Annotated in this window: 20 protein-coding genes; 6 read left to right on the plus strand and 14 right to left on the minus strand. The window is 41.2% G+C overall.

Annotated features, from left to right (window positions below; all coding sequences use genetic code 11):
- Window positions 1-20 precede the first annotated feature (20 nt).
- The 9 genes from I6758_RS13435 to radC all read right to left on the minus strand — a co-directional run bounded on the left by I6758_RS13435 (window position 21) and on the right by radC (window position 8,172).
- Entirely contained in the window at window positions 21-1,013 is a 993-nt protein-coding gene (locus tag I6758_RS13435) for a lysylphosphatidylglycerol synthase transmembrane domain-containing protein (protein WP_196605971.1), read from the minus strand.
- Between the two features lie 98 nt (window positions 1,014-1,111).
- Window positions 1,112-1,405: a cell division topological specificity factor MinE gene (minE, locus tag I6758_RS13440; protein ID WP_196605745.1), complete on the minus strand. Its 294-nt coding sequence runs from the start codon at window positions 1,403-1,405 to the stop codon at window positions 1,112-1,114.
- Between the two features lie 13 nt (window positions 1,406-1,418).
- Window positions 1,419-2,207: a septum site-determining protein MinD gene (gene minD, locus I6758_RS13445; RefSeq protein ID WP_196605746.1), complete on the minus strand. Its 789-nt coding sequence runs from the start codon at window positions 2,205-2,207 to the stop codon at window positions 1,419-1,421.
- Window positions 2,208-2,221: 14 nt separating this feature from the next.
- The gene (gene minC / locus I6758_RS13450; RefSeq protein ID WP_196605747.1) at window positions 2,222-2,875 is read right to left on the minus strand and encodes a septum site-determining protein MinC; all 654 of its coding nucleotides are present in this window, start codon (window positions 2,873-2,875) and stop codon (window positions 2,222-2,224) included.
- A 134-nt stretch (window positions 2,876-3,009) separates the two neighbouring features.
- Complete coding sequence (gene mrdA / locus I6758_RS13455) at window positions 3,010-4,857, minus strand: penicillin-binding protein 2 (RefSeq protein WP_231038678.1); 1,848 nt, start codon at window positions 4,855-4,857, stop codon at window positions 3,010-3,012.
- A 52-nt stretch (window positions 4,858-4,909) separates the two neighbouring features.
- The gene (gene mreD, locus I6758_RS13460) at window positions 4,910-5,401 is read right to left on the minus strand and encodes a rod shape-determining protein MreD (protein ID WP_196605749.1); all 492 of its coding nucleotides are present in this window, start codon (window positions 5,399-5,401) and stop codon (window positions 4,910-4,912) included.
- Entirely contained in the window at window positions 5,398-6,315 is a 918-nt protein-coding gene (gene mreC / locus I6758_RS13465; protein ID WP_196605750.1) for a rod shape-determining protein MreC, read from the minus strand. The genes mreD and mreC overlap by 4 nt, the downstream gene beginning before the upstream one ends.
- A gap of 13 nt (window positions 6,316-6,328) precedes the next feature.
- Entirely contained in the window at window positions 6,329-7,363 is a 1,035-nt protein-coding gene (locus tag I6758_RS13470; RefSeq protein ID WP_196605751.1) for a rod shape-determining protein, read from the minus strand.
- 113 nt (window positions 7,364-7,476) lie between these two features.
- Complete coding sequence (gene radC, locus I6758_RS13475) at window positions 7,477-8,172, minus strand: RadC family protein (protein ID WP_231038679.1); 696 nt, start codon at window positions 8,170-8,172, stop codon at window positions 7,477-7,479.
- A gap of 497 nt (window positions 8,173-8,669) precedes the next feature.
- Here radC and sigH point away from each other — a divergent pair, with 497 nt between their 5' ends.
- Both sigH and pfp read left to right on the plus strand, forming a co-directional pair.
- A complete protein-coding gene (sigH, locus tag I6758_RS13480; protein WP_231038680.1) occupies window positions 8,670-9,554 on the plus strand; it encodes an RNA polymerase sporulation sigma factor SigH in 885 nt (294 codons plus the stop codon).
- Window positions 9,555-9,559: 5 nt separating this feature from the next.
- Entirely contained in the window at window positions 9,560-10,807 is a 1,248-nt protein-coding gene (gene pfp / locus I6758_RS13485) for a diphosphate--fructose-6-phosphate 1-phosphotransferase (protein ID WP_370871626.1), read from the plus strand.
- Window positions 10,808-10,867: 60 nt separating this feature from the next.
- On the opposite strand, the gene I6758_RS13490 is transcribed toward pfp, so the two are convergent.
- Both I6758_RS13490 and I6758_RS13495 read right to left on the minus strand, forming a co-directional pair.
- Window positions 10,868-11,443 (minus strand): hypothetical protein, encoded by a 576-nt coding sequence (locus tag I6758_RS13490; protein ID WP_196605753.1) that lies wholly within the window; start codon window positions 11,441-11,443, stop codon window positions 10,868-10,870.
- A gap of 40 nt (window positions 11,444-11,483) precedes the next feature.
- Window positions 11,484-13,463, minus strand: a complete 1,980-nt coding sequence (locus I6758_RS13495; RefSeq protein ID WP_196605754.1) for a methyl-accepting chemotaxis protein — start codon at window positions 13,461-13,463, stop codon at window positions 11,484-11,486.
- Between the two features lie 271 nt (window positions 13,464-13,734).
- Between I6758_RS13495 and lepA the strand changes: the two genes are divergently transcribed.
- The gene (gene lepA, locus I6758_RS13500; RefSeq protein WP_196605755.1) at window positions 13,735-15,528 is read left to right on the plus strand and encodes a translation elongation factor 4; all 1,794 of its coding nucleotides are present in this window, start codon (window positions 13,735-13,737) and stop codon (window positions 15,526-15,528) included.
- A complete protein-coding gene (gene hemW, locus I6758_RS13505; protein ID WP_231038681.1) occupies window positions 15,528-16,658 on the plus strand; it encodes a radical SAM family heme chaperone HemW in 1,131 nt (376 codons plus the stop codon). The genes lepA and hemW overlap by 1 nt, the downstream gene beginning before the upstream one ends.
- A gap of 180 nt (window positions 16,659-16,838) precedes the next feature.
- Here hemW and I6758_RS13510 read toward each other — a convergent pair whose 3' ends face one another.
- Together I6758_RS13510 and purB are read right to left on the minus strand one after the other, a co-directional pair.
- On the minus strand, window positions 16,839-18,248 hold the full coding sequence (locus tag I6758_RS13510; RefSeq protein ID WP_407947361.1) for an anion permease: 1,410 nt from the start codon (window positions 18,246-18,248) through the stop codon (window positions 16,839-16,841).
- A 173-nt stretch (window positions 18,249-18,421) separates the two neighbouring features.
- Entirely contained in the window at window positions 18,422-19,771 is a 1,350-nt protein-coding gene (purB, locus tag I6758_RS13515; RefSeq protein ID WP_196605757.1) for an adenylosuccinate lyase, read from the minus strand.
- 341 nt (window positions 19,772-20,112) lie between these two features.
- On the opposite strand from purB, the gene I6758_RS13520 reads away from it, so the two are divergent.
- The gene (locus I6758_RS13520; RefSeq protein WP_196605758.1) at window positions 20,113-21,000 is read left to right on the plus strand and encodes a LysR family transcriptional regulator; all 888 of its coding nucleotides are present in this window, start codon (window positions 20,113-20,115) and stop codon (window positions 20,998-21,000) included.
- Window positions 20,997-21,878, plus strand: a complete 882-nt coding sequence (locus tag I6758_RS13525) for a hypothetical protein (RefSeq protein ID WP_196605759.1) — start codon at window positions 20,997-20,999, stop codon at window positions 21,876-21,878. Before I6758_RS13520 ends, I6758_RS13525 begins: the two co-directional genes overlap by 4 nt.
- A 127-nt stretch (window positions 21,879-22,005) precedes the next feature.
- On the opposite strand, the gene I6758_RS13530 is transcribed toward I6758_RS13525, so the two are convergent.
- Entirely contained in the window at window positions 22,006-23,514 is a 1,509-nt protein-coding gene (locus I6758_RS13530; protein WP_196605760.1) for a catalase, read from the minus strand.
- Window positions 23,515-23,523 lie beyond the last annotated feature (9 nt).

The following is a 23,523-nucleotide window of genomic DNA, read 5'->3' on the forward strand; positions in this document are numbered from 1 at the left end:
TCCCGTTACTCAAACGATCTTTAATTCCTTTTGAAAATAGACTTCCCCAGAAATTCTCTGCCAAAGGTCCTCAGAGAATAATAAAATCCCGCTAAAAAAGGCAGATACTCAGCAAAAAGCCGCCACCCCACAGCTACAACTCCGACTGTCCCCCCCGGTGCGATAGTATTGAACAACAGGATAAAGCCGCCTTCAGCAATTCCCGATCCGCCTGGTGTCGGTGAAAAATATAAAAATAAATTCAAAAAAATCATACGTCCCATTACCAATATCCAATTCACATCAGTGCCCAAGCCCAGCAAAAGAAAAGGAACGACAGAGTACAACGCAATCAGACTCAGACCGGATATTACAAAAACCTTAAGCATACCAAAGGGTGCTGATGTCAAAAGCAATATCGCCTTTTTATTATCACGATAAAAAGTTATGAGTCTGCGTCCTTTTTTACGGGAAATGCGTCTGGCAATAAATATTGCCACTCGATCAAAATAACCGCTTACCATAGCCCATACAAGTATTGCAATAATTGAAATAGCCAATATAGAAAATACAAGTAAGAATGTATTGGATACCCATGGCAGCACTCCATCGTCACTCAATAGGATAAAAGGCATGCATATAAATAAAAAAGCTATGGAAACGATCGTTCGAACAATCACTATTACAGCTGCCTTCCCCATGGGAATATCAGCATATCGTAAAAACATCAGCTGCGCTACTGCTCCTCCCGAAAATCCCGGTGTCAAAAGCGCAAGGAAATAATTTCCAAAAACCACTCTGGCGGCCTGTATCGGCGTTATTTTTTCTCCTGATATTTTAATAAGCTCAATTAATCTGAATCCATCCAAAAAAAGTCCGACTGCTACGCTCAAAAAAGCTGCTGCAATTGACCAGGGTTTAAAATCAAGTAAATTTCTTAAGGTGTTTATATCTACAGTAAAATATATTACACCATAAGAGATAAGCCCCACCAGCAGCAGCAATAATATAAGGCGTTTATAAAACATTTGAATCTCCTTAGTTACTGTGACAGATACCGGTTCCGCAAACTCGCAAGAAATGGCCTTTTGCTTATTTAACAAAAGGCCATTTCTTGCGAGTCTGCAAACCATTACCTATGCATATTGCGTGAAGACATAACTTGAGGCTTTATTCTTTTTACCGGTATACTGGCTAAAAGAGCCACTGAATTATCATCATCAGATAAGCTTATTTCCATATCATGCTGATTTATATCCATATAGGTTGAAATCACTTTTATTATATCGTCTTTTATATGATTGACCACTTCAGGTGAAATATTTGCCCTGTCGTGTATAAGTACGACACGCAAGCGATCCCTTGCTATTTTCCCCGACGGTTTATCATCATCGCGTCCAAACAGTTTCATAACAGCCCTCAACATAAGTTATACCTCCTCATACATGCAATATCTGTTTTAATTTATCAAACAGTGTTTTTTTCCGGAGATCAAGAAAAGGGATCTGTTCTCCGCATATTCGCCCCACGATATTATTGTATGCTTGCCCGGCTAAAGACTTTTTGTTAGAAATTACCGGTTCTCCTCTGTTAGTTGAGGTCACGACCATTTCGTCGTCCGGAACCTGCCCTATACAGTCTATTGCCAAAATGTCATTTATATCATCCATGTCAAGCATATCGCCCGAATCGACCATATGGCTTCTTATCCTGTTCACAACAAGTTTTATGCGGTCTTTATCTGCCCGGTTCAGTTCGCCGATAATTTTATCTGCGTCACGTACTGCGGCAACTTCAGGCATAGTGACCACAATGGCATAATCCGCTGCCGCTATTGCCGTCTTAAATCCCTGCTCAATTCCCGCCGGGCAATCTATCAGTATATAATCAAATTCGCCGCGCATTTCGTTGCATATATCAATGAGCTGCTGTCCGGTTACAGCAGTTTTATCCCGAATCTGCGAAGTAGGCAGCAAAAAAAGCGTTTCATGTTTTTTATGCCGGACCAATGCCTTTTTGTAACTGATGCGACCTGTCGCCACATCGACAAGATCATACATTATACGATTTTCCAAACCGAGCAGCAGGTCAAGATTTCTCAGCCCTGTATCAGTATCAATAAGCGCGACTTTATTGCCTCTTTTAGCCAGTCCAACTCCAAGATTGGCGGTCGTTGTTGTCTTGCCGACACCGCCTTTTCCGGACGTCACAACTATTACGTCACTCATATATGCCCTTCTTCCTACCGGTTAATCGCCTCTAATACTATCTTTCCCTTACTGACATAAGCTTTTTCAGGATAGGGTGCATCTGCTTTGGACATCCTTTTATCCGGCGCTCTTGCTACCAAGTCAGCAACCCTGATTTGCATGGGTATAAGATACTCCGCCGTCACCGTTGCATTTACATCGCCGAAAGCACCGGCATGCACGATACCCCGGCACGCACCCCTGACCTCAATATTCCCTCCTGCAATTATAGACGCTCCCGGATTGACATTGCCATTGATAATTATCGAACCGTCAGAAATAACTTCCTGCCCGTTTCTTATCGTTTGATTTATTACGGTTGTCTTTAATTTTCTGTCCTTGTCTTCTGACTCATGCGCCTGAGTTCTATCAACGCTTTCTAAAGACACCTTTAATGGTTCAGCTTTCTCCTCATAACCGTCCTGCAGAATCAGACCATATGAAGAAAAGATACCGCGCACACTTTGTTTTTGTGCCTTGTTGAGCCAGCCAGCCTCCAACTGGATGACAGTCCCTTCTTGAAAAAAATTAAAGGAAGAGTCCAGTTTCTGCCTTATTAAATTTTCGATTGTAGGAAAGTCGACAGTATTTGTCAATATCAATTTTAAGCCTGATCGGCTTCCCTTAAATACAACTTCTTCACTCATCGTATATATACATCCTGCTGTCCGCTATTTTCTAACCGTTAAATTCCGTCTGCCTATATTTTTAAAACTGCAATTTAAAACACCTTTTTACTTATGTTCGCTCTGGTATATATATATTCCTGCCTATACCTTTATCAGTGATCCACTTTTACTCCCGATTTTATATCATTGTTGCTGACAGTCGCCGGTTCCTTCTGCGGATCAATAAGCGGTGGCTCAGGAACCAGATTAAAAGCAGCTTCCAATATGGCCTTGCCTATCGGCACAGCTGACTGTGCCCCATAGCCGCCATTTTCCACTATAACGGCAACTGCCACATTTGGATCTTCATATGGTCCATACGCCACAAACCAGCCATGATCGGCACCATGAGGATTTTCTGCCGTCCCCGTTTTACCCGCAATATTTACAGGAAAAGAACCGCCAAAAAAAGATGCAGCTGTACCCACTCTGGTGACCTCCAGCAGGCTTCTTTGTATAAGCTTTATAAATTCTGGATTCACCCCGTCAAGCTTGCTCAAAACAACCGGATCAAAATGTTTGTAAACTGAACCGTCCGGGTTTGTTATATCCTCCACCAAATGTGGTTTATAACGTGTTCCGCCGTTTGCTATTTCACTCATTATCATTGCTGCCTGAATCGGTGTGACAAGGTTGAAGCCCTGTCCAATGGCCGCATCGAGTGTCTCGGACAGATACCAGTCTTCCTCATAATTTTTTTTCTTGTACTCTCTGCTGGCTATTAAACCGCTTGCCTCATAAGGCAGATCTATACCCGTTTTTTCTCCCAAGCCATAAAGCTTCGCATATTTGCCGAGCGTATCTATTCCTACACGGTTGCCCATTTCGTAAAAATAAACATTATCCGAATGAGCCAGTGCCTCGCCAAAATTAATCAGCCCCAATGCTTCTCCATCTGCATTATGTTTGGGAACAAGCCAATATACACCCGGGTCAAAAATTTTCTCTTCGGGCGTGACCTTGTGCTCATTCAAAGCCGCTGTGCCGGTGACTATTTTAAAAACAGACCCAGGCGGATATTCCCCGGTTATAGCCTTATTATCCATAGGATGATAAGGATTATTGTTTATTTCATTCCAATCCTTTTCAGAAATTCCTCTCGCAAATTTATTAGGATCGAAAGAAGGACGGCTGGATATGGCCAGTATTGCCCCTGTTTTGGGATTCATGACGACCGCAGCAGCAGCATTTGCATGTATCTCCTTCAGTCTGTCATCAATAGCTTTTTCTACAGCAAGCTGCAATCCCATGTCAATTGTCAGATGCAGATCCTTACCCGGGATAGGCTCCTTTTTGCCTAAAATCTGCACAGGTTTTCCCGTAACATCAACTTCAACTTGTTCACCGCCTGCCGTTCCGCGTAAATACTCATCGTAAATTTTTTCCAAGCCGAATTTGCCTATTGAGTCTCCCAGTTTATAGTTATCATCTTTATGCGTTTTCAGCTCATCCTCATTTATTTCGCCGACATAGCCAAAAGTATGTGCACCTATAGTCTTGTATATATAATCCCGCACTGGCTGTGCTTCAACAACTACTCCCGGATATTTTTCTTTTTGTTCTTCAATAATAGTCCAAATTTCCGGTCCGACATCTGTTTTCAACCGTATAGGATCAAAACCCCTATGCTTTTTTATTTTATCTTCTATCTCCGCTTTATCCATATGCAGCAAAGCCGCCAGATTATCTATCAGCTGCGGTTTTATTTCTTCTTCAAGCGGCAGAATAGCCACTGTGAAACCAGGCTGATTCATTACCATAGGATTGCCGTTTTCATCATACATGGTACCGCGCGGCGCCATGGTAGGTATGATTCGTATTCGATTTCCTTCGGCCTGTTTTTTATAAAAATCGCCTTCGTATATCTGCAAATAACCAAGTCTGATAATCAATGCCAATATAATCAGAACCGAAGCAATGGACAAAGCTTTCAATCTATTGAATATATCTTTCGATTCCAAGCTGTTTTCTCCCCGCATTTAATAATTAAGACACCCTTAAAAGGTGCCTTAATTACTCATCAAAACTCTTATTTTTCAGCCAGCACACTATTCTGTGCATCAAATAAGAAAAGCATAAATTATATACCAATGGTATTACTAACAAGTTGTATGCATTCTGCATAATATTTACTGTATAACCAAGCATCAATATAACAATAAGAGATATCAGATAATTCGCAGCTGTTGCCACAATAGATGAAATGACAGGCAAAATAATTTTTTTCTCATAGACCCGGCCTATCATAAAGCCAAAACCAAACCCAATCATCATCTTGCTCAGTGTATTGAAGCCAAGAAATGTTCCCGATGCAACATCCTGCAGAAGTCCGCTGCAAAATCCAATAAAAGCGCCTCGTCTGAAGCCATGCGTCAGTGAGTACGATACCGTCAGCAACAGCAGCAGATCTGCGTTGATATTATGAAAGGATACCAGATTCAACAGGGAAGTTTGCAAAATATATGCTGCAAGAAAAACAGCAATCCAGGCAATTTTTTTTTTCATTTGGCCGTTCCTTCTTCGTTGCTGCTTCCGTCAGCCGCCCGCTGCATTTGTTGAATAAGTGCATCCGGAGGCAATTCGCGGGAATTTACCACAACTGCCACATCCTCCAGCTTCTGAAAATCTACTGCCGTCTTCACAACTGCATATTTTAACAGACCACCGGATTCATTTTGCACATCATCAACTGTGCCTATGAAAATTCCCTTGGGATATATTCCGCCCAGACCTGATGTTATTATCTGATCGCCCTGTTGTATATCAGATGATCTTGGAATATTATCCATATGAACATCAGACTGTTTATTTATATCGCCCTTCACTATACCTGCTATCCTGGAATCACTGCGCTGGATCAACGCACCGACCGAAACACGAGGATCAGTTATAAGTTCCACAATAGAATATCCGCTGTAGGCCTCGACCACTGAACCCACCAATCCTTCAGGAGTCACAACCGGCATATCTTTTTTTATGCCGTCACTGCTGCCGCGATCAATTACAACATTATTGACCCATGTAGCCGGATCACGTGCTATAACAGTAGCCGTAACCAAATCAAAATTCTTTGCCTTTCCCTTGTAGTCCAAAAAAGCTCTCAGGCGTTGATTTTCGGCGACTAATTCGTTATTCTGCAAGCTTTGTTCTCGCAGCTTCGTTACCTCATCCTTCAGCTGCCTATTTTCGTCATAAACAAATATCAATTGACTTACAGTAGTGATCACATTACCGCTTTTATTGCTTATAGCCGATGAAAGGCTTTGAAACGGGGCAAGTAAAGTTGTCACAACACTATTCGTCAATGGCACGGAAACTCTGTCCTTAGCTGAAAAAAATATAATGCAGAATATACTCAGCAGAACCAATATCAATATCCATACTCTTTTGCCCATAGGATCATTTGTCTGCATATTCATTTATATCCGCTTCTCATCTCAGCTTTTTTGTTGTCATCATAACACGCTTGAGCAAATCAATATTTTCCAGTGATTTTCCCGTACCTTCACCGACGCAGGAAAGCGGATCTTCGGCTATCAGCACAGGCATCCCTGTTTCCTTGCCCAACAGTTTATCAAGGTTTGACAACAGTGCCCCTCCACCGGTCATCATTATGCCATGGTCCATTACATCTGCAGCTAATTCAGGAGGAGTACGTTCCAATGTACTTTTTACTGCTTCAACTATTTTATGAACAGGTTCACGCAATGCCTCTTCTATTTCGTGTTCACTGATATCGAGCACTTTGGGCAGTCCGCTGACAAGGTCGCGTCCGCGTATTTCCATATGCTTGCTTTGCTGCGCCGTTATAGCTGTTCCTATATTTATTTTTATTTCTTCTGCTGTACGTTCTCCGATCATCAGATTATACATACGTTTTATATAATGAACAATAGACAGATCCATTTCGTCACCGCCTATGCGGATGGAACAGCTTGTAACTATTCCGCCCAGTGATATCACAGCTATTTCTGTTGTACCCCCGCCAATATCAACTACCATATTCCCCGTAGCTTCTTCGACAGGAAGTCCGGCACCGATAGCCGCTGCCATCGGTTCTTCTATCAAATATGCCTCATTTGCTCCGGCCTGCCGTACAGCGTCAATTACAGCGCGCTTCTCCACCTCTGTGACTCCTGAAGGCACTCCTACAACTACACGCGGTTTCATAAAAGAACTGCGGTTCATAGCTTTACCTATAAAATATTTGAGCATTGACTGCGTCACATTGAAATCTGCAATAACACCATCTTTCATAGGTCTTATTGCAACAATATTTCCCGGTGTGCGCCCTATCATCCTTTTTGCTTCTTCACCGACTGCCAATACATTATTTGATTCTCTGTCTATTGCAACAACTGATGGCTCACGCAGGACTATTCCTTTTCCTTTCACGTGCACCAGTGTATTTGCCGTCCCTAAATCTATGCCCATATCATGAGAAAATCCACCAAAAATGTTCCACATTATGAATAAGTGCTCCCTTCAAATCCTGTAAAATATCAATCAATTTTTATTGTCGTTCTTTATAATACAATTATCTCCTGTACGGACGACATTATGTATCCGCTGGAGTTTTATCATCTCATCAAGCCTTGCTCTTTAAAGCTTATGTACCCGTTCCCCCCGACAATTATATGATCTGCAATTTCTATTCCCATTATCTGTCCTGCTTTTATCAAGCGACGGGTAGTGGCGATATCGTCACCGCTCGGAGCAGGGTCACCGCTGGGATGATTGTGCGCCAAAATAATCGCTGCTGCTGAATTGTTCAATGCCTCAGCCATTACCTCGCGCGGATGGACTATTGACGCATTTAAGATTCCCACAGATATTATTCTGAAAGACAATACCTGATTCTTTACATTTAAAAGTACGATGGCGAATTTTTCTTTTGTTTCATATTTCAGGCGCGGCATAATATAATCCGCTGCATCGGGCGGACCGTTTATGACAATCTTTTTTTTAGAAGGCTCCTGAGCAATTCGTCGTCCAAGTTCTACCGCAGCCAAGACAGTTGCTGCCTTAGCCGGTCCGATACCATGTATCCTGCTCAGCTGCACTGCCGATAAATTCACTATTGAAGCTAATCCCCGTTCTTTATACAGAGATAACAAATTTTCAGCTACACGCAAAACAGATGCCTCTTTTGTCCCGGAGCGTAACAAAATGGCCAATAACTCGGCATTGCCGAGTGACTGGACACCATATGCTATAAGCTTCTCGCGCGGGCGTTCCTGTTCGGGCAGATCACGGACCATCGTATTTTTTATCATGGTGAAATCCTCTAACCACTAAGCCAATTCAAAACTCCAGCCCCCGATAATATACTTCAAACAACAGATACTGTAACAAAAATACTATACCAAATAAATTAGTGTAAGACAATGCATATTTTATAAATCGATTGAAAAATTTTATAAATTACTTCGTCAGTTATTGCACCACACTCTCAAAGTTAATTTTTTCTTGGAAATACTCATTTTAAAATTATCTTTCTGGACGTTTAATTCCTATTTTAGATATCTTTATTTTTTATAGAACGTCAATCAAAAAGCATAATATAATACAGATCTGTACTTCGTTCGAAACTGTTTACCCGGCGTATAGTCAAAACACCTTAAAAGCCTTGTTATACTTGACTTGACAGCATTGCTAATGTATAATTTCAAATAAGATCAACGATTGTCTTATATCAATATATGACACAATCTCATAATTTGGAAATGACGCGAAAGCATCGTCATATTTCCGGACTGGAGCGATGATGCGAATGGAATTAAAGAGCAATTCTGTTTCTAAGGAAACAGCCGAAACCGCACCGGAAAACAGCAGTTCAATAGATAGTACAAAAGACAGTACAAAGATATCCTCTCGTAATATTGCAAGAAAATGTGCTGCAGCAAAGCTTCCATCCGTACAAACAGACGAATCGCCCGCCAAAGAATTGGAAGCGGCTCTCAGTGCATTAAGCGATGAAGAACTTCTATCAGAAATAAGAGAAAAACATGATAATTTTGCTTTGGAATATTTAATAAAAAAATACCGGAACTTTGTCCGGGTCCGTTCGCGCTCTTATTTTCTGATTGGCGCAGATCGCGAAGATATATTGCAAGAAGGAATGATTGGCCTTTATAAGGCTATACGCGATTTTCGCGATGAAAAATTATCATCTTTTCGTGCTTTTGCGGAATTATGTGTCACAAGACAGATAATAACTGCCATAAAAACTGCCACTCGCCAAAAACACATTCCCCTAAATTCATATATTTCCCTGAACAAACCTATATATGATGAAGATTCTGATCGTACTTTGCTTGACATTCTGTCAGGCACCGCTGTAAGCGATCCGGAGGAATTGATGATAAATCGTGAAGAATTTCTTGCCATAGAAGGAAAAATGGAACAAATTCTCAGTGACCTGGAATGGAAAGTTCTTATGTCATATCTTGACGGTAAATCGTATCAGGAAATAGCGGTTGATCTAAATCGTCATGTAAAATCCATTGATAATGCCCTGCAACGGGTCAAGAGAAAATTGGAAAAATATATGAGCAGCCGTGCTAAAGCAGAAGAACGTCCTTTATATAAACAGGCCAATAGTGCCAATAAGCATTTTGATGATCTTTATTTTACTCTAAATTCCAAAAATGAGTAGGGGGGATTCTCATGTCGCAAAAAACTATTGCCGTGATCTGCGGCGGTGGTCCTGCACCGGGTATCAACAGTGTCATCCGGTCTGTCACATCTGAGGCCGCACGCAATGGCTGGAAAGTTCTTGGCATCTACGAAGGCTTTTCACATCTTGCCAGAGGAGAAAAGAAATATGTCGAGCTTGTTTATGACAACACAAGCCGTATCCATCTTACCGGCGGTTGTCTGCTGCAGATGTCCAGATTTAATCCCACAAAGAATGACGCTGATCTGCAGCGTGTCGTAGAAACGCTTGCCGAGCTTAATGTCACGCACATGCTTACCATAGGCGGTGACGATACTGCATTTAGTGCATCCGCAGTGGCCGCTTATTCTCAAAAAACAGGTAATCCCATTAATGTTGTCCATGTACCTAAGACTATTGACAACGATTTGCCGCTGCCTGAAAATGTGCCTACGTTCGGTTTCGAAACAGCCCGCGCGTTTGGCACGACAGAAATAGAAAATCTGCTGGAGGATGCCCGGACTACCAATAATCGCTGGTATCTGGCTATCGCCATGGGCCGTACTGCCGGCCATCTGGCTTTGGGTATTGGTCGTTCCGCCGGTGCTGCAATTACCATAATCCCAGAAGAATTTCCCCAATATAAAATAACGCTTCAACACCTTATAGATATACTGGTCGGTGCTATGATAAAACGCTATATGATAGGCAGAAATTATGGTGTAGCTGTTATTGCCGAAGGTGTTTTAGAAAAAATTGCTCCAGAGGATTTTGCTAAACTCGGCAAGGTCTCTCTGGATGAACACGGACATATTCGTTATGCCGAGCTTGACTTCGGGGAAATATTAAAAGAAGCCATCAGTAATGAAATGAAACAGCTAAGTATCAAACTGACTATTGTCGACAAAGAAATCGGTTATGAATTGCGCTGTGCGGCGCCTATTGCTTATGATATAGATTATACTACTATGCTTGGCTATTCCGCTGTCCAATTTCTATTAAAGGGCGGTACAGGCGCTATGATTTCTGTGCAGGGAAGCCGAGCTATTCCTATGTATTTTGAAGAATTAAAGAATCCAACCACGGGAAAAACATTTGTCCGCAAGGTAAATATTGACTCCGTAAGCTATAAAATTGCCCGCAGTTTTATGCAGCGGCTGGAAAAAAAAGATCTCGACAACCCTCAAATAGCAAAAATATATGCCATGACACCTGAAAAATTCAAAAAACGATATATCTATTTATTTGAATGACCGATTCATCGTTTTATGGACAATAAAAAGAGCCTGTGCACAAACAAGCACAGGCTCTTCTTATTGTCCATAAGGTGTTTTGCAATCTGTTTGAAAAACTTCTCTATAATCCATACGATCGATAACTCTCAACAATTTGTAAAATACAATTATATTTATGGCTGATCCAACCTCATAAACGGCTATTGCCATATAAGTTACAAGCTCCTGCCCACCGGCATTGATCAGTACTATAAAACAGCCCCCCAGCATCAGCAATATTGATTTTCCTATCTCCAGCCTCATAGCTCTCACCAAAAAAAAATACCCCTTTGGATTTGGCGCCCATATGATGCGGTTAATCAACAAAGCTAAAATCATATATACGCCTGCCGTCAAAATTATTACCGCATCAGCGCGTAATATCATGCTTAAAAGTGAACAGAATATCGCACCCGGCCAATTAAACGGAAATATCATACCTGCCAGTAAAAGCCAGCTCACTGAAAGGACCCCCGTTGCCTGACTGGCATATAAAAAATAAAACAGCACCGCCCAGCTGACTGCCAGCAGCTCCGCCGCCAGCAGAATTCCCGCCAAAATTCTCATCCGGCTTATAAACTTTAATTTCCCAGACATGTCACCATGATTGAACATTATAGATTCTCTTAATCCCTTCTAAAATTAGATACTCGTCCTAAACCTTAAAGCTCTTGATCATATCCTGCAATTCATCCGCAAGTTTTTTCAATGAATCTGCCGAAGCTGCCGTTTCCTCAATAGATGCAGCCTGTTCTTCACTGGCAGCAGAAACTGTCTGCGTCTCACCGGAGGTAGAGGAACTGGTGCGACTTATATCTTCTACGTTCCCCTGGATAACGGATGCACCTTTTGCAATTTTCTCCACAGCTGCGGTTATTTCCTCAAGTCTCGCGCTCATTTCATTAACATTATCGGTTATCTTATGGAAAAAGTCTGCCGATTCCCTTACCTGTCCTGCTCCTGCGCTTACTTCCTTCGTGCCTGTCTGCATTGAAGCTACAGCTATGTCCGTATCTTTCTGAATAGCCCCTATCAGTTCGGCGATTTCAGCAGAAGCTCCCTGCGATTGTTCAGCCAGCTTGCGCACCTCCTCCGCTACAACAGCAAATCCCTTACCGTTCTCGCCTGCCCGTGCAGCCTCAATTGCAGCATTCAGCGCCAAGAGATTTGTCTGTCCGGCGATCTCAGCTATACTGCCAACAATTTTACCTATTTTTCTCGACTGTTCGCCCAGTGTGAAAATAGTCTTTGCCGAATCATTTGTGGCACTTTCAATGCTTTCCATCTGTTTTATAGCCAAATCAGCGATTGATTGTCCCTTTTGAGCATTTTCAACAACACTTGTCGAATAGTTCGCTGTCTCTTCAATATTAGTCCTCAAGGCGTCTATATTATTAACTATTGAGCATACTTCACTATTTGCCCTTTCAATGTGCTCGAGCTGTTTTGAAGCATCGGCTGCCACGCTTGCTATAGATTGCGCTATCTGTGAAGATGCCTGTGCAGATTGTCCCATTGTATCGGTCAAGCCGCTGACATACGCTGATAGCTGATCAGATCCGTCGTGTATTTTTTTCAGCACGGTGCCCCATGATTCCTTTATTTTCAGCATCACCTTTGCCACATCACCTATCTCATCATCCCTATGTTCGTCAGAAATGACAAAATTACTCCGCAGGTCACCAGCAGCCAATGTTTCCGCAAAACTCGCAACAATATTCAAGCTCATAGTAATTTTTCTTACTGTAAAAAGAATTATCCCCATTAATATTAAAGCAATAGCAATACCGCTGGCAACTAAAATATAACCCATGCGGCGTTCGTTGGCATACATTTCCTTTTCAGATACAGAAGTACAAAGAAGCCAGCCTGTCCCTGGAATTTTCTTTGCGGAGTAAATATAGTTTTCATTTTCACTATTTACAACCAAATTGTCAAAACCGTCCTTGTTTTGAGCGACAGCATCAGCGATATTTTTTAACTTTCCACCATCTACCTGCCCTATATTATCACCAGCTTTATAGCTGGGATGCGCTATAAAATCCCCCTTGCCGTCAAGCAAAAAAGCGTGTCCGGACTCGCCAATATAGATATTGTTGACGATCTTTTGAATATTATCCAAATTCATATCCAGTTCTACGACCTGTCCGTCAGCGCTCCGCGTTGACAATGTCACGCACATTTTTCCTGTTGCCGTATCCACATATGCTTCTGTATAGCTGATTTTTCCCGGTTCATTGTCCAGTGCAGCCTTATACCACCCGCGTGTTCGCGGATCAAAATCTGCCGGCAATACTCTGCCCGCAGCATCAATATACGATCCATCTTGACGCGCCGCAAACAAGCCCATTTTCAAATTGTCATGATCAGCATCAAGGACAGGCTTCAGCATTGATCGTATCTGGTCAGCATCTTTTCCTGCCATATTTACTGCCAATGTACGCAGGATTGCTTCCTGTTCCGTGAAGACCATGCCTATAGATGCCGTATCCGCATCCATCTTATAACTGATACTCCGCTGCAATTCAAGTTCCGCTTCTTTTGTCGAATAATGATAAGCAACCAGGCTGAGTCCTCCTATCAAAATAATGAGCGGTACCAATAGAGTAATCATCATTTTTGTGCGTATATTCACAAAATCAAACCTTTCTCAAAACGGAGTCATTACAAAAATAACTTCCATCTAAATTTATTATATTAATAATCAGTACAAAAATTTCATAATAGAGTTATTATAAAACAATTTTTCTCAATTTCAAACTATTTTACACATTTTTTATGCATTCTTTCCAAGAATTTATCTAAGAAAAAATAAAAACCTACAACGTTCTTCACAAAAATACATAAATTCGTTATAATCATTATATCTATAAGATTATTTCATTAAAAGAGAGGGTCACTTATAATTGGACGCAAAAAACATCAGAAATTTTTCAATAATCGCCCATATTGATCACGGAAAATCAACAATAGCCGACAGGCTAATAGAACAGACCGGAACATTGACACAAAGAGAAATGGAAAATCAAATTCTGGACAGTATGGAACTTGAAAAAGAACGAGGCATAACGATAAAGGCTCAGACTGTCAGATTGAATTACAAGGGAAAAGACGGACAAATTTACGAACTCAATTTAATAGATACTCCCGGCCATGTCGACTTCAACTATGAAGTTTCTCGCAGTCTGGCAGCCTGTGAGGGGGCTTTGCTTGTAGTCGATGCTGCCCAAGGTGTAGAAGCACAGACACTTGCCAACGTTTATCTGGCGCTTGAGCATGACCTTGAGATCATACCGGTTATCAATAAAATAGATCTGCCCAGCGCCGATCCCGAACGAGTAAAAGCCCAAATTGAAGATGTGATCGGCCTTGATACCAGTGAAGCCGTTCTATGCAGTGCTAAAACCGGTATAGGAATCGACAGGATATTTGATGAAATAGTAGACAAGATCCCTGCTCCTTCAGGTAAGGACGATGAACCTCTCAAAGCCCTTATTTTTGATTCATACTTTGATTCTTACAAAGGGGCCATTGCTCATGTGCGTGTCTTTGAAGGAATGATCAAACCTGGAATGAAACTAAAAATGATGTCTACGGGAAAAACATTTGAAGTAACAGATACAGGTTGTTTCCGTCCATCCCCTGTAAATGTTGACGAACTCTGCGCAGGACAGGTTGGCTTTGTTGCCGGCAGTCTGAAAAATGTGAAAGATATACGTGTAGGTGACACCATAACGACTGTACAGAATTCCACCAAAGAACCTCTACCTGGTTACAGAGGAGTCACGCCTATGGTTTATTGCGGACTTTACCCTGTTGACAGCAGCGATTATGACAATTTAAAGGATTCTTTGGAGAAACTCCAGCTGAATGATGCCGCACTGGTATTTGAACCGGAAACGTCTATAGCACTCGGATTCGGTTTCAGATGCGGTTTTCTTGGCCTTCTCCACATGGACGTTGTTCAGGAACGTCTGGAACGGGAATATAAACTAAAGCTTATAACCACTGCACCGAGTGTTATATATCACATCTACAAAACTAATGGGGAAATGCTTAAAGTTGCCAATCCTTCCGGATTACCGCCGACCACGGAAATAGAACATATGGAAGAACCGTTTGTAAAAGCCACTGTTATCGTGCCAAATGATTATATAGGCGCTGTGATGGAAATATCGCAGGAAAAGCGCGGTACATTTATCAGTATGGACTATATCGACAACCGGGTCATGCTTACTTACACCATTCCTCTAAATGAAATAATCTATGATTATTTCGATAAGTTGAAATCTACCACGCGCGGATATGCTTCACTTGATTACGAACTGGCCGGCTACCAGCAGTCAAAACTTGTAAAATTGGATATTTTGCTGAACGGTGATATGGTCGATGCACTTTCAACTATTGTGCATATAGACAGGGCACAGCCGCGGGGCCGTCAGTTAGCGGAAAAACTCAAAGAAATCATTCCGCGGCAAATGTTTGAAATACCTATTCAGGCTGCCATAGGCAATAAAATCATTGCCCGGGAAACAGTCAGAGCTATGCGCAAAGATGTGCTCTCAAAATGTTATGGCGGTGATATAACACGAAAGCGCAAACTCTTGGAAAAACAAAAAGAAGGGAAAAAACGCATGAAATCTGTTGGCAGCGTAGAAGTGCCACAGGAAGCATTCATGGCTATCTTGAAAGTAGACTGATGATTTCCGTATATATCCATATACCTTTTTGTCTTGCAAAATGTCTTTACTGCGATTTTCCGTCAACAGCAGCAGAAAAAAATATTTATCATAAATATATATCCGCGCTGCGGCAAGAAATAAAATTAAAGCATCAACAGCTTGGCTCCTTATTTGTTGATACTGTCTATTTTGGCGGCGGAACGCCTTCTCTTCTGCCTGCCGAATATATTACAGAAATCCTCACCGCATTAAACTCACTTTTTTATATTTGCGCCGATGCGGAAATAACTTTGGAAGCAAATCCCGGTACGGTGAATCTACCAAAGCTTGCAGCGCTGAAACAATCGGGTGTTAACCGTCTCAGTTTCGGCGTTCAAAGTACACAAAACATTCTGCTCAAAAATCTCGGCCGCATACACACTTTCGAGGATGCCAAAAAAGCTGTCAATGCTGCAAAAAAAGCTGATTTTTCCAATATAAGCCTGGATCTTATGTATGGCCTTCCCCACCAGACACTTGTTATGCTGCAGGAAAGTACAAATTGGATTCTGCACCAAAATATACAGCATGTCTCCATTTATGGCCTTCAGGTAGAAGATGGCACGCCTTTTGCCGAAATGCAAAAAGCGGGGACACTGCATTTACCCGACGAAGATGCTGTTGAAACGATGTACGATTATGTAACAGATATCCTTCCTCATTATGGTTTTCATCGCTATGAAATAGCCAATTTTGCAAAAAAAGGATTTGAAAGCCGTCACAATACAGGCTACTGGCAGGACAAACCTTATATCGGTCTCGGCTGCGCGGCTCACTCTTACTATAATTCAAAACGTACATACAATACACATGATCTTTATGAGTACATCCGGTCATGTAATAATGGTATTATACCCGTTTTCACGGAAGAGATAATAGACAGCAAAGCCTGGATGGAAGAATTCTGCTTTTTAGCTCTGCGCACCGCACAGGGAATTAACAAAAACAGCTTTCAAGAAAATTTTCATAGGGATATCCATACTGTTTATGGTAAAAATATAACTGAACTTCTCAGTCAAAAATTATTGGCGGAAAATACTACACACCTATTTTTGACTCCTTTGGGCATGAAGCTTGGTAATGCCGTATTTGAAAAGTTTTTATTATAATAGCCACCCATTTATGCTGCCCTGCTTTCCTCGGTTCGAAAATACCTCAGTGGCAGTTTAGAGCGTTATCAAGTCGGCCTGGGCATTGATGACACAACCGTATATAAAAATCCTCGGTAAAACCGTATATACCTAAATAAAAAAACTCTGGAATATCTCTCGATATCCAGAGTTTTTCATTTACCACAAACCGCATAGCTTCCACCAAAAACCACCGATCCCCAGCCAGATAAGAATATTTACTGCTGTAATTATAAAACCAAGTTTCCACCATTCTGCCTGAGAAACATATCCTGCACCAAAAAGGATAGGTGCTGCCCCCCCGCCGTAATGTGTCAGCGGAATCATCAGATTTGACAAAACAGCAAAAGTAATCGCTGCAAGAAGCGGCGGCGCTCCAACCGCAACGGCTACCCCCAGAAAAGCAGCATACATGGCCCCAATATGGGCCGATACACTGGCAAAACCGTAATGCGAGTAAACATAAACCAATATCAGTATACCAAAGGCGGGAACCCACGGAATACCCGCCTGTAAAATGGTGTTGCCAACATTGGTCGACAAATATTTTATAAAACCCGATTTTGCCAATGCATTTGCCAATGCTATCAATGAACCCATCCAAAACATAGTATCCCATGCACCTTTTTCATCAAGCACATCCCGCCAGTTCAACACTCCGGTCAAAAGCAATACAACAACAGTGAGCATCCCCACAGCTGTTGCATCCATATCTGTCAAACCAGATGTTGACCACAGCACCAAAGCTCCCACAAAAACAGCTATTACTATTTTTTCATTCAGAGATATCTTTCCCATCTTTCTCAGTTCGTCATCCGCCATTTTTCTTGCAAAAGGCATTTTGCCGATCTCAGGCGGAAAAAGTTTATAAAGAAGATATGGCATCACTATCAAAGAAATAATTCCTGGGACAATTGCTGCGGCAGCCCATATTCCCCAAGTTATATGTACATCTGCCGTTTTTTCCGCTAATTCTACTATAAGCGGATTCCCTGCCATAGCCGTCATGAACATCGCGCACGTAATAGCATTAGCCTGATATTCTATTTGCATTATATATGCACCAAATTTTCTCGCAGTTACCCCTGGTTCTGATCCAAGTGCCGCTGAAAGGCTTTGAATAATTGGATAAATGATCCCACCGGCCCGTGCCGTGCTTGAAGGTGTGGCAGGCGAAATTATAAAGTCGCTGAACGTAATAGCATACCCCAGTGTCAGCGATGATTTTCCTATCGTCTTGATTATAAAAAATGCTATACGTTTGCCAAGTCCGCTCTTAATAAAAGCTCTTGCCAGTAAAAATGCACAAATAATAAGCCATATTGTACTATTTCCATAACCGGAAATGGCTGATTTCACAGTCATCACACCCAGCAGCACCGCTGCCGTAACGCCTGTAAAGGCCACTGCTCCTATAGGCATCGGCTGCAATATAAACCCTATAATGATTGCGGCAAACACGGCAAAAAGGTGCCATGCGAACAAATCAAGACCACTTGGTGAAGGACAGAACCATAAAAGTACACCTATAAGAAATACATAAAAAAGCTTCTTTTTGCTTTTTATCAATTTTACGCACATCCTTTGTATTAAAAGCAGAATTGCCTTATAGTCATCATCTGCTATAAGGCAATAATTTTATTAATCGACTTATTCAAGTAGACTTTTATAAAATTTTTCTTTAAAGAAATCCGCGGTACCCCATCAGAAAATTCCTATTTCCGGCAAAGTTTTATCCGATATTATTTTGCACCGTATTTTTTCAATACACGATCTGCAAATTGCGGTGCATAGCCAATATAGTTATGCGGATCAAGCATTGTATCCAATTCCTTATCAGTGAAGGCTTTTCTCACTTCCGGTTCATTTTTAAGCGCATCTTTCATCTGTGATTCTTCTTCATAAGCCTTCATACAGCAGCGGTATACTATAGAATGAGCTGTCATTCGTCCAAGTTTTGGTGCCAAATGCATCATGATACATTCGCTCATCATCAAACCTCTCAGTTTATAAAGATTATTTTCCATATGTTTTGGATAAACGATCAGATGCTGCAGCACATCTTTTGATTTGTCGAGGGCAGCCGCTATAAGATGGCATGCACGGGGAATTGCTTCCCATTCTGTCAGAAAACATCCCCAGTCACGTTCATTTTCACTGACCATCGATTCCACTATAGCAGGTGCAATACTGCGTACACTGCGGCATACTGCAATAATGCCTTCTACGACCTGAGGATTGCGTTTATGCGGCATGGTGGATGATCCTACTTTTCCCATGAAAAAAGGTTCTTCAAGTTCCAGTATTTCGGTACGCTGCAATGTCAATATTTCATGAGAAATTTTTCCTAATGTCCCTGCGCATATAGCCAGAGTGCTGACAAATTCAGCCTGACTGTCGCGCGCTACATGCCATGCAATAGTCGGTACTTCCAGACCCAGTATCTCCATCATGCGAGTCTGCGTTTCCAATCCTTTTTCCGGCTGTGATGCTAAGGTTCCAACAGCTCCTGCCATTTCACCGACAAAAACACGTTTCTTTATTTCTTCCAATCGCTGTATATCTCTTCCAAGTTCATCAGCCCACACTGCCACCTTGTAGCCAAGCGTTATAGGCAGAGCATGAATTACATGCGTGCGTCCGCACATGATTGTATCGCGATATTTCTTCACTAAATCCAATGTGTATTTCTGGCAGGCTTTCATATCCGCAAGAATGACATTATAGGCATCCTTCATCTGCAGGACCAACCCTGTATCAACAATGTCCTGACTGGTAGCACCCCAGTGAACGTATTCTCCGGCATTTCCCGGCAGAATTTTTTTAAATTCCTTTAATAAGGGTACAATAGTTATGGATGACTTATAATTTTCTCCCACTGCGGACAGGTCAATCAAATTTGCATCAGCATTGGCATTTATCTTGTCTGCTTTATCCTTGGGAATAACACCCAGTTCTCCCTGTGCTTTAGCAAGAGCAGCTTCCGTATCCAGCCATTTTTGAACCAAAGCTCTGTCGCTGAAAATTTCTCTCATCTTATCGGTGCTGAACAAACAGCCAAAGACTTCACTATCAATAGTTGTAGATGCCATATTATCTTTCTCCTTTTCCGCCTTACCTGAAATTCATTGCGGTTAATTTATTTTGTAAATAAATCATAACAAAGAAAAAATACAAAGAAAAATTACTCATTATTATAGAAATATAATATAATATTATAAATTTCAATGATTTCTAAAAAAATATGTCATAATACTATATTTTGATAAATTATAACTATCGATTTTATTCTCTGTTATAAAAATTTTATTAATTATAACTTATCGTTATTGAATTATTAAATTATATTATTGATTTTTCCCGCATATATTTTCCATATACACCTTTTATATGCTAAAATTAAATAAATATACTCTTGAAAGGACATAAATTTATGGAACTGCGGCAGTTGGAATATTTTCTCATGGTCAGTAAACTAAAAAGTTTTACCCGAGCTGCTGAACGTCTGTACATTTCTCAGCCTGCAGTAACTAATGCCATTCATGGCTTGGAAGAGGAGCTGGGCATCCAGCTGTTTGACCGCAGCCAGAAACAGATTGTACTGACATCCGAGGGTAAGGTTTTTTACCGTCATGTGGATAATGTCATGAAAGGAGTATCAAAGACTCTTTTAGAAATAAACAATCTGAAAAATTTGAATGGAGGCTCACTGACAATAGGGCTTACCAATTTTGGCGGACTTGAAGCGGGAACTGATATACTGCACCAGTTCAGCAAAATATATCCCAGCATTGCCGTGACAATTATAGAAAAAAATCTTTTTTCTCTACAGCAGGATTTATTGGAAGAAAAAATCGATGCCGCAATTTTTTTTGATTCGGCAAATCCTGCTTTTACACATATATTGCTCGGCAGCAGCGAGCTGGCACTTTGCTGTTGCTGTGATCATAAATTTCGTCATAAAAATTCTATTGACTGGCAGTCTCTCGGTGGTGAAAAAATAATTATGTCAAAAAACAGCAATTTTTTCAGACAATATATAAAAGAATCCATCGATAAAATAAATCCGCAGCCGGAATTTATTTTCGGACCGACACACGTCCAAACCATCAAAAGTCTGGTAGCAAGCGGTGCAGGAATATCTGTTCTTCCCAGAAAATTATGTGAAACAGATACAAGATTAGTGACTATTTCTTTTTCTCCTCAAATTTACATGCCTTCTTACATGGCATATAAGAATGTAAAAACAAAATCACATGCGGCAGAAGCCTTTATCATGTTTGTGAAAAAATTTGTTGCCGAAGGAGTTGATCTCTTATGATGCCAGCAATTGCAGCTGTCGGCAGCAATCAGCTTATAGCAAATGAAATATGTCTTTTAACAGAAAATATGCTCAACAGCAAAGTACCTGTTTCCTGCTTCCGTACCGATGAAATAAAAACCTCCCCTTTGCTCGATTTCTATATTTGCGCGCCTACTCAATATGAAAAACTCTGCCATACAATTTCACCAAAAAATTTATTTATTTTTGAATTGATTCCAACCAGTACTTTCTTTTTAAAAATAGCGCGTATTCCTGCAGAATCGACTGTATATGTGTTCAATAATCTGCTTCCGTATACACAAACACTTATAGCATACTGTCATTCTCTGGGAATCACCGGCTTACACTTTGAAGCTATTGCTTATGAAAGCATGGAAGAGTCAGAAATATCCTTCCACCTAAAGAAGGCAGAATACATCATAGGCGTGGACCGTTTTGTTGGATCTGAAGCGCTTCTGTCACCTCACTATAGACAGTATCTGCGAGATGATGTCAGAATAATAGCAGCGAAAAGAACTGCTTCTGTGCGTTCTTCCTGTGTATTTCTTCATGCACTGGCCGTTTTTTACTATACTCAGGCAGAACATAAATATAATCAATTACTGCAATCCGCCAGCCTGACTGAAGCTTCTGCTCTTGCTATGAAAGAGCTTGCTTTTAAAACAGACAACGCAATAAATATGATCCGTACCGCCTCAGTACAGATTATAGCTAATCAAATAGATTTATCCGCAAAAGAAAGCACAGCAGAGATGCCAGATTATGCCGCGCACAGCATAGCCGAAGAAGACATTCCCTATTTCGCCCGTATAGTAAATGACCTTTTGCTTACATTTGCCATTCTCAACAAAAAATTGGAATATATCAGCAAATAGATACATACATTTTATATTCCCGTCCTATTTTCAACCAATAAAAAAACCTTCGCCCAACAGCATTTGCAGCTATTGGGCGAAGGCCTTTTATTTATACTAAATTATCTATTGTAATGACTTTTCATATCTATTTTTTTAGAGAAGTTGCCTCGGCAAGCTCATCATGTGATAATTTTGACAGCTCTTTCACCTTTGCAAAATCAAGTGATAAGGCATCAGCAATCCTTTTGCCGTAATCTTCATCCGCGAGAAAGCAATGCGCAGCATGACGATATTTTATATTATCTGTGACGGGAGCTATATTCGCCGCGGTATTTGCTATAAGAACTTTTTTTTGTTCGTCGCTCATTAATCTATAAAGATTTCCCGGCTGATAAAAACAATCATCGCTCTGTTCAATCTTCGGTTCATAACGATCCATGGCGCCGCTCAAACTCAGTGCTTCTTCCTTAAAAGCACTTTGTTCTTCCCATTCACCATAGCTGTTAGGCTCATAGCCTATGGTCGACCCGTAATTATCATCCACCCGCATAAATCCATCACGGTGATAGGCGTGCACCGGGCATTTTGCTCTGTTTACAGGAATCTGCATATGGTTTACTCCCAGACGATAACGCTGGGCATCACTATAGGAAAATAACCGCCCCTGTAAAAGTTTGTCAGGAGAAAATCCTATACCCGGTACAATGTTCGCCGGATTAAAAGCTGCCTGTTCAACTTCGGCAAAATAATTTTCCGGATTGCGGTTAAGTTCCAATACGCCCACTTCAATCAAGGGAAAATCTTTATGACTCCAAACTTTTGTAATATCAAATGGATTTTCTTTATAATTTTCGGCCTGTTCCTGCGTCATAATCTGGAAATACATAGTCCAGCGCGGATAATCTTTCTTTTCTATAGCCTGAAAAAGATCCCGCTGATGACTCTCCCTGTCTTTGGCTATAATGGCAGCTGCCTCTTCATCGGTCAAATTTTTAATGCCCTGCTGTGTAACAAGATGAAATTTCACCCAAAAGCGTTCACCATCAGCATTTATCAGACTGTATGTATGACTGCCAAAGCCATGCATATAACGATATGATGCAGGAATTCCCCTGTCTGACATAACAATAGTGATCTGATGCAATGCCTCCGGCAGCATAGTCCAAAAATCCCAGTTGCTCTGCGGCGAATGCATATTAGTCTTAGGATCACGTTTTACGACGTGATTCAGATCTGAAAAATGAAGAGCATCACGAATAAAAAATACCGGGGTATTGTTGCCTACAAGATCCCAATTGCCTTCTTTTGTATAAAATTTAACAGCAAAACCACGTATATCACGTTCCGCATCAGCTGCACCGCGTTCTCCGGCGACAGTTGAGAATCTGGTAAATACAGGTGTTTCTTCATTCAATGTAAAAATTTTAGCTTTTGTATACTTACTCACATCATGGGTCACAGTAAATTGTCCATAAGCACCCGAACCTTTTGCATGCATACGTCGTTCCGGAATCACTTCTCTGTCAAAATGGCCAAGCTTTTCCATCAGCCAGACATCCTGCATTGTTACCGGACCTCGTTCACCTGCTGTCAAAGAATTCTGATTATCGCTGACCGGTGCTCCGGCCGCAGTCGTTAGCTTTTTTTTCGTCATTTCTGTCCC

Source organism: Pectinatus haikarae, assembly GCF_015732185.1.
Classification (GTDB): domain Bacteria; phylum Bacillota; class Negativicutes; order Selenomonadales; family Selenomonadaceae; genus Pectinatus; species Pectinatus haikarae.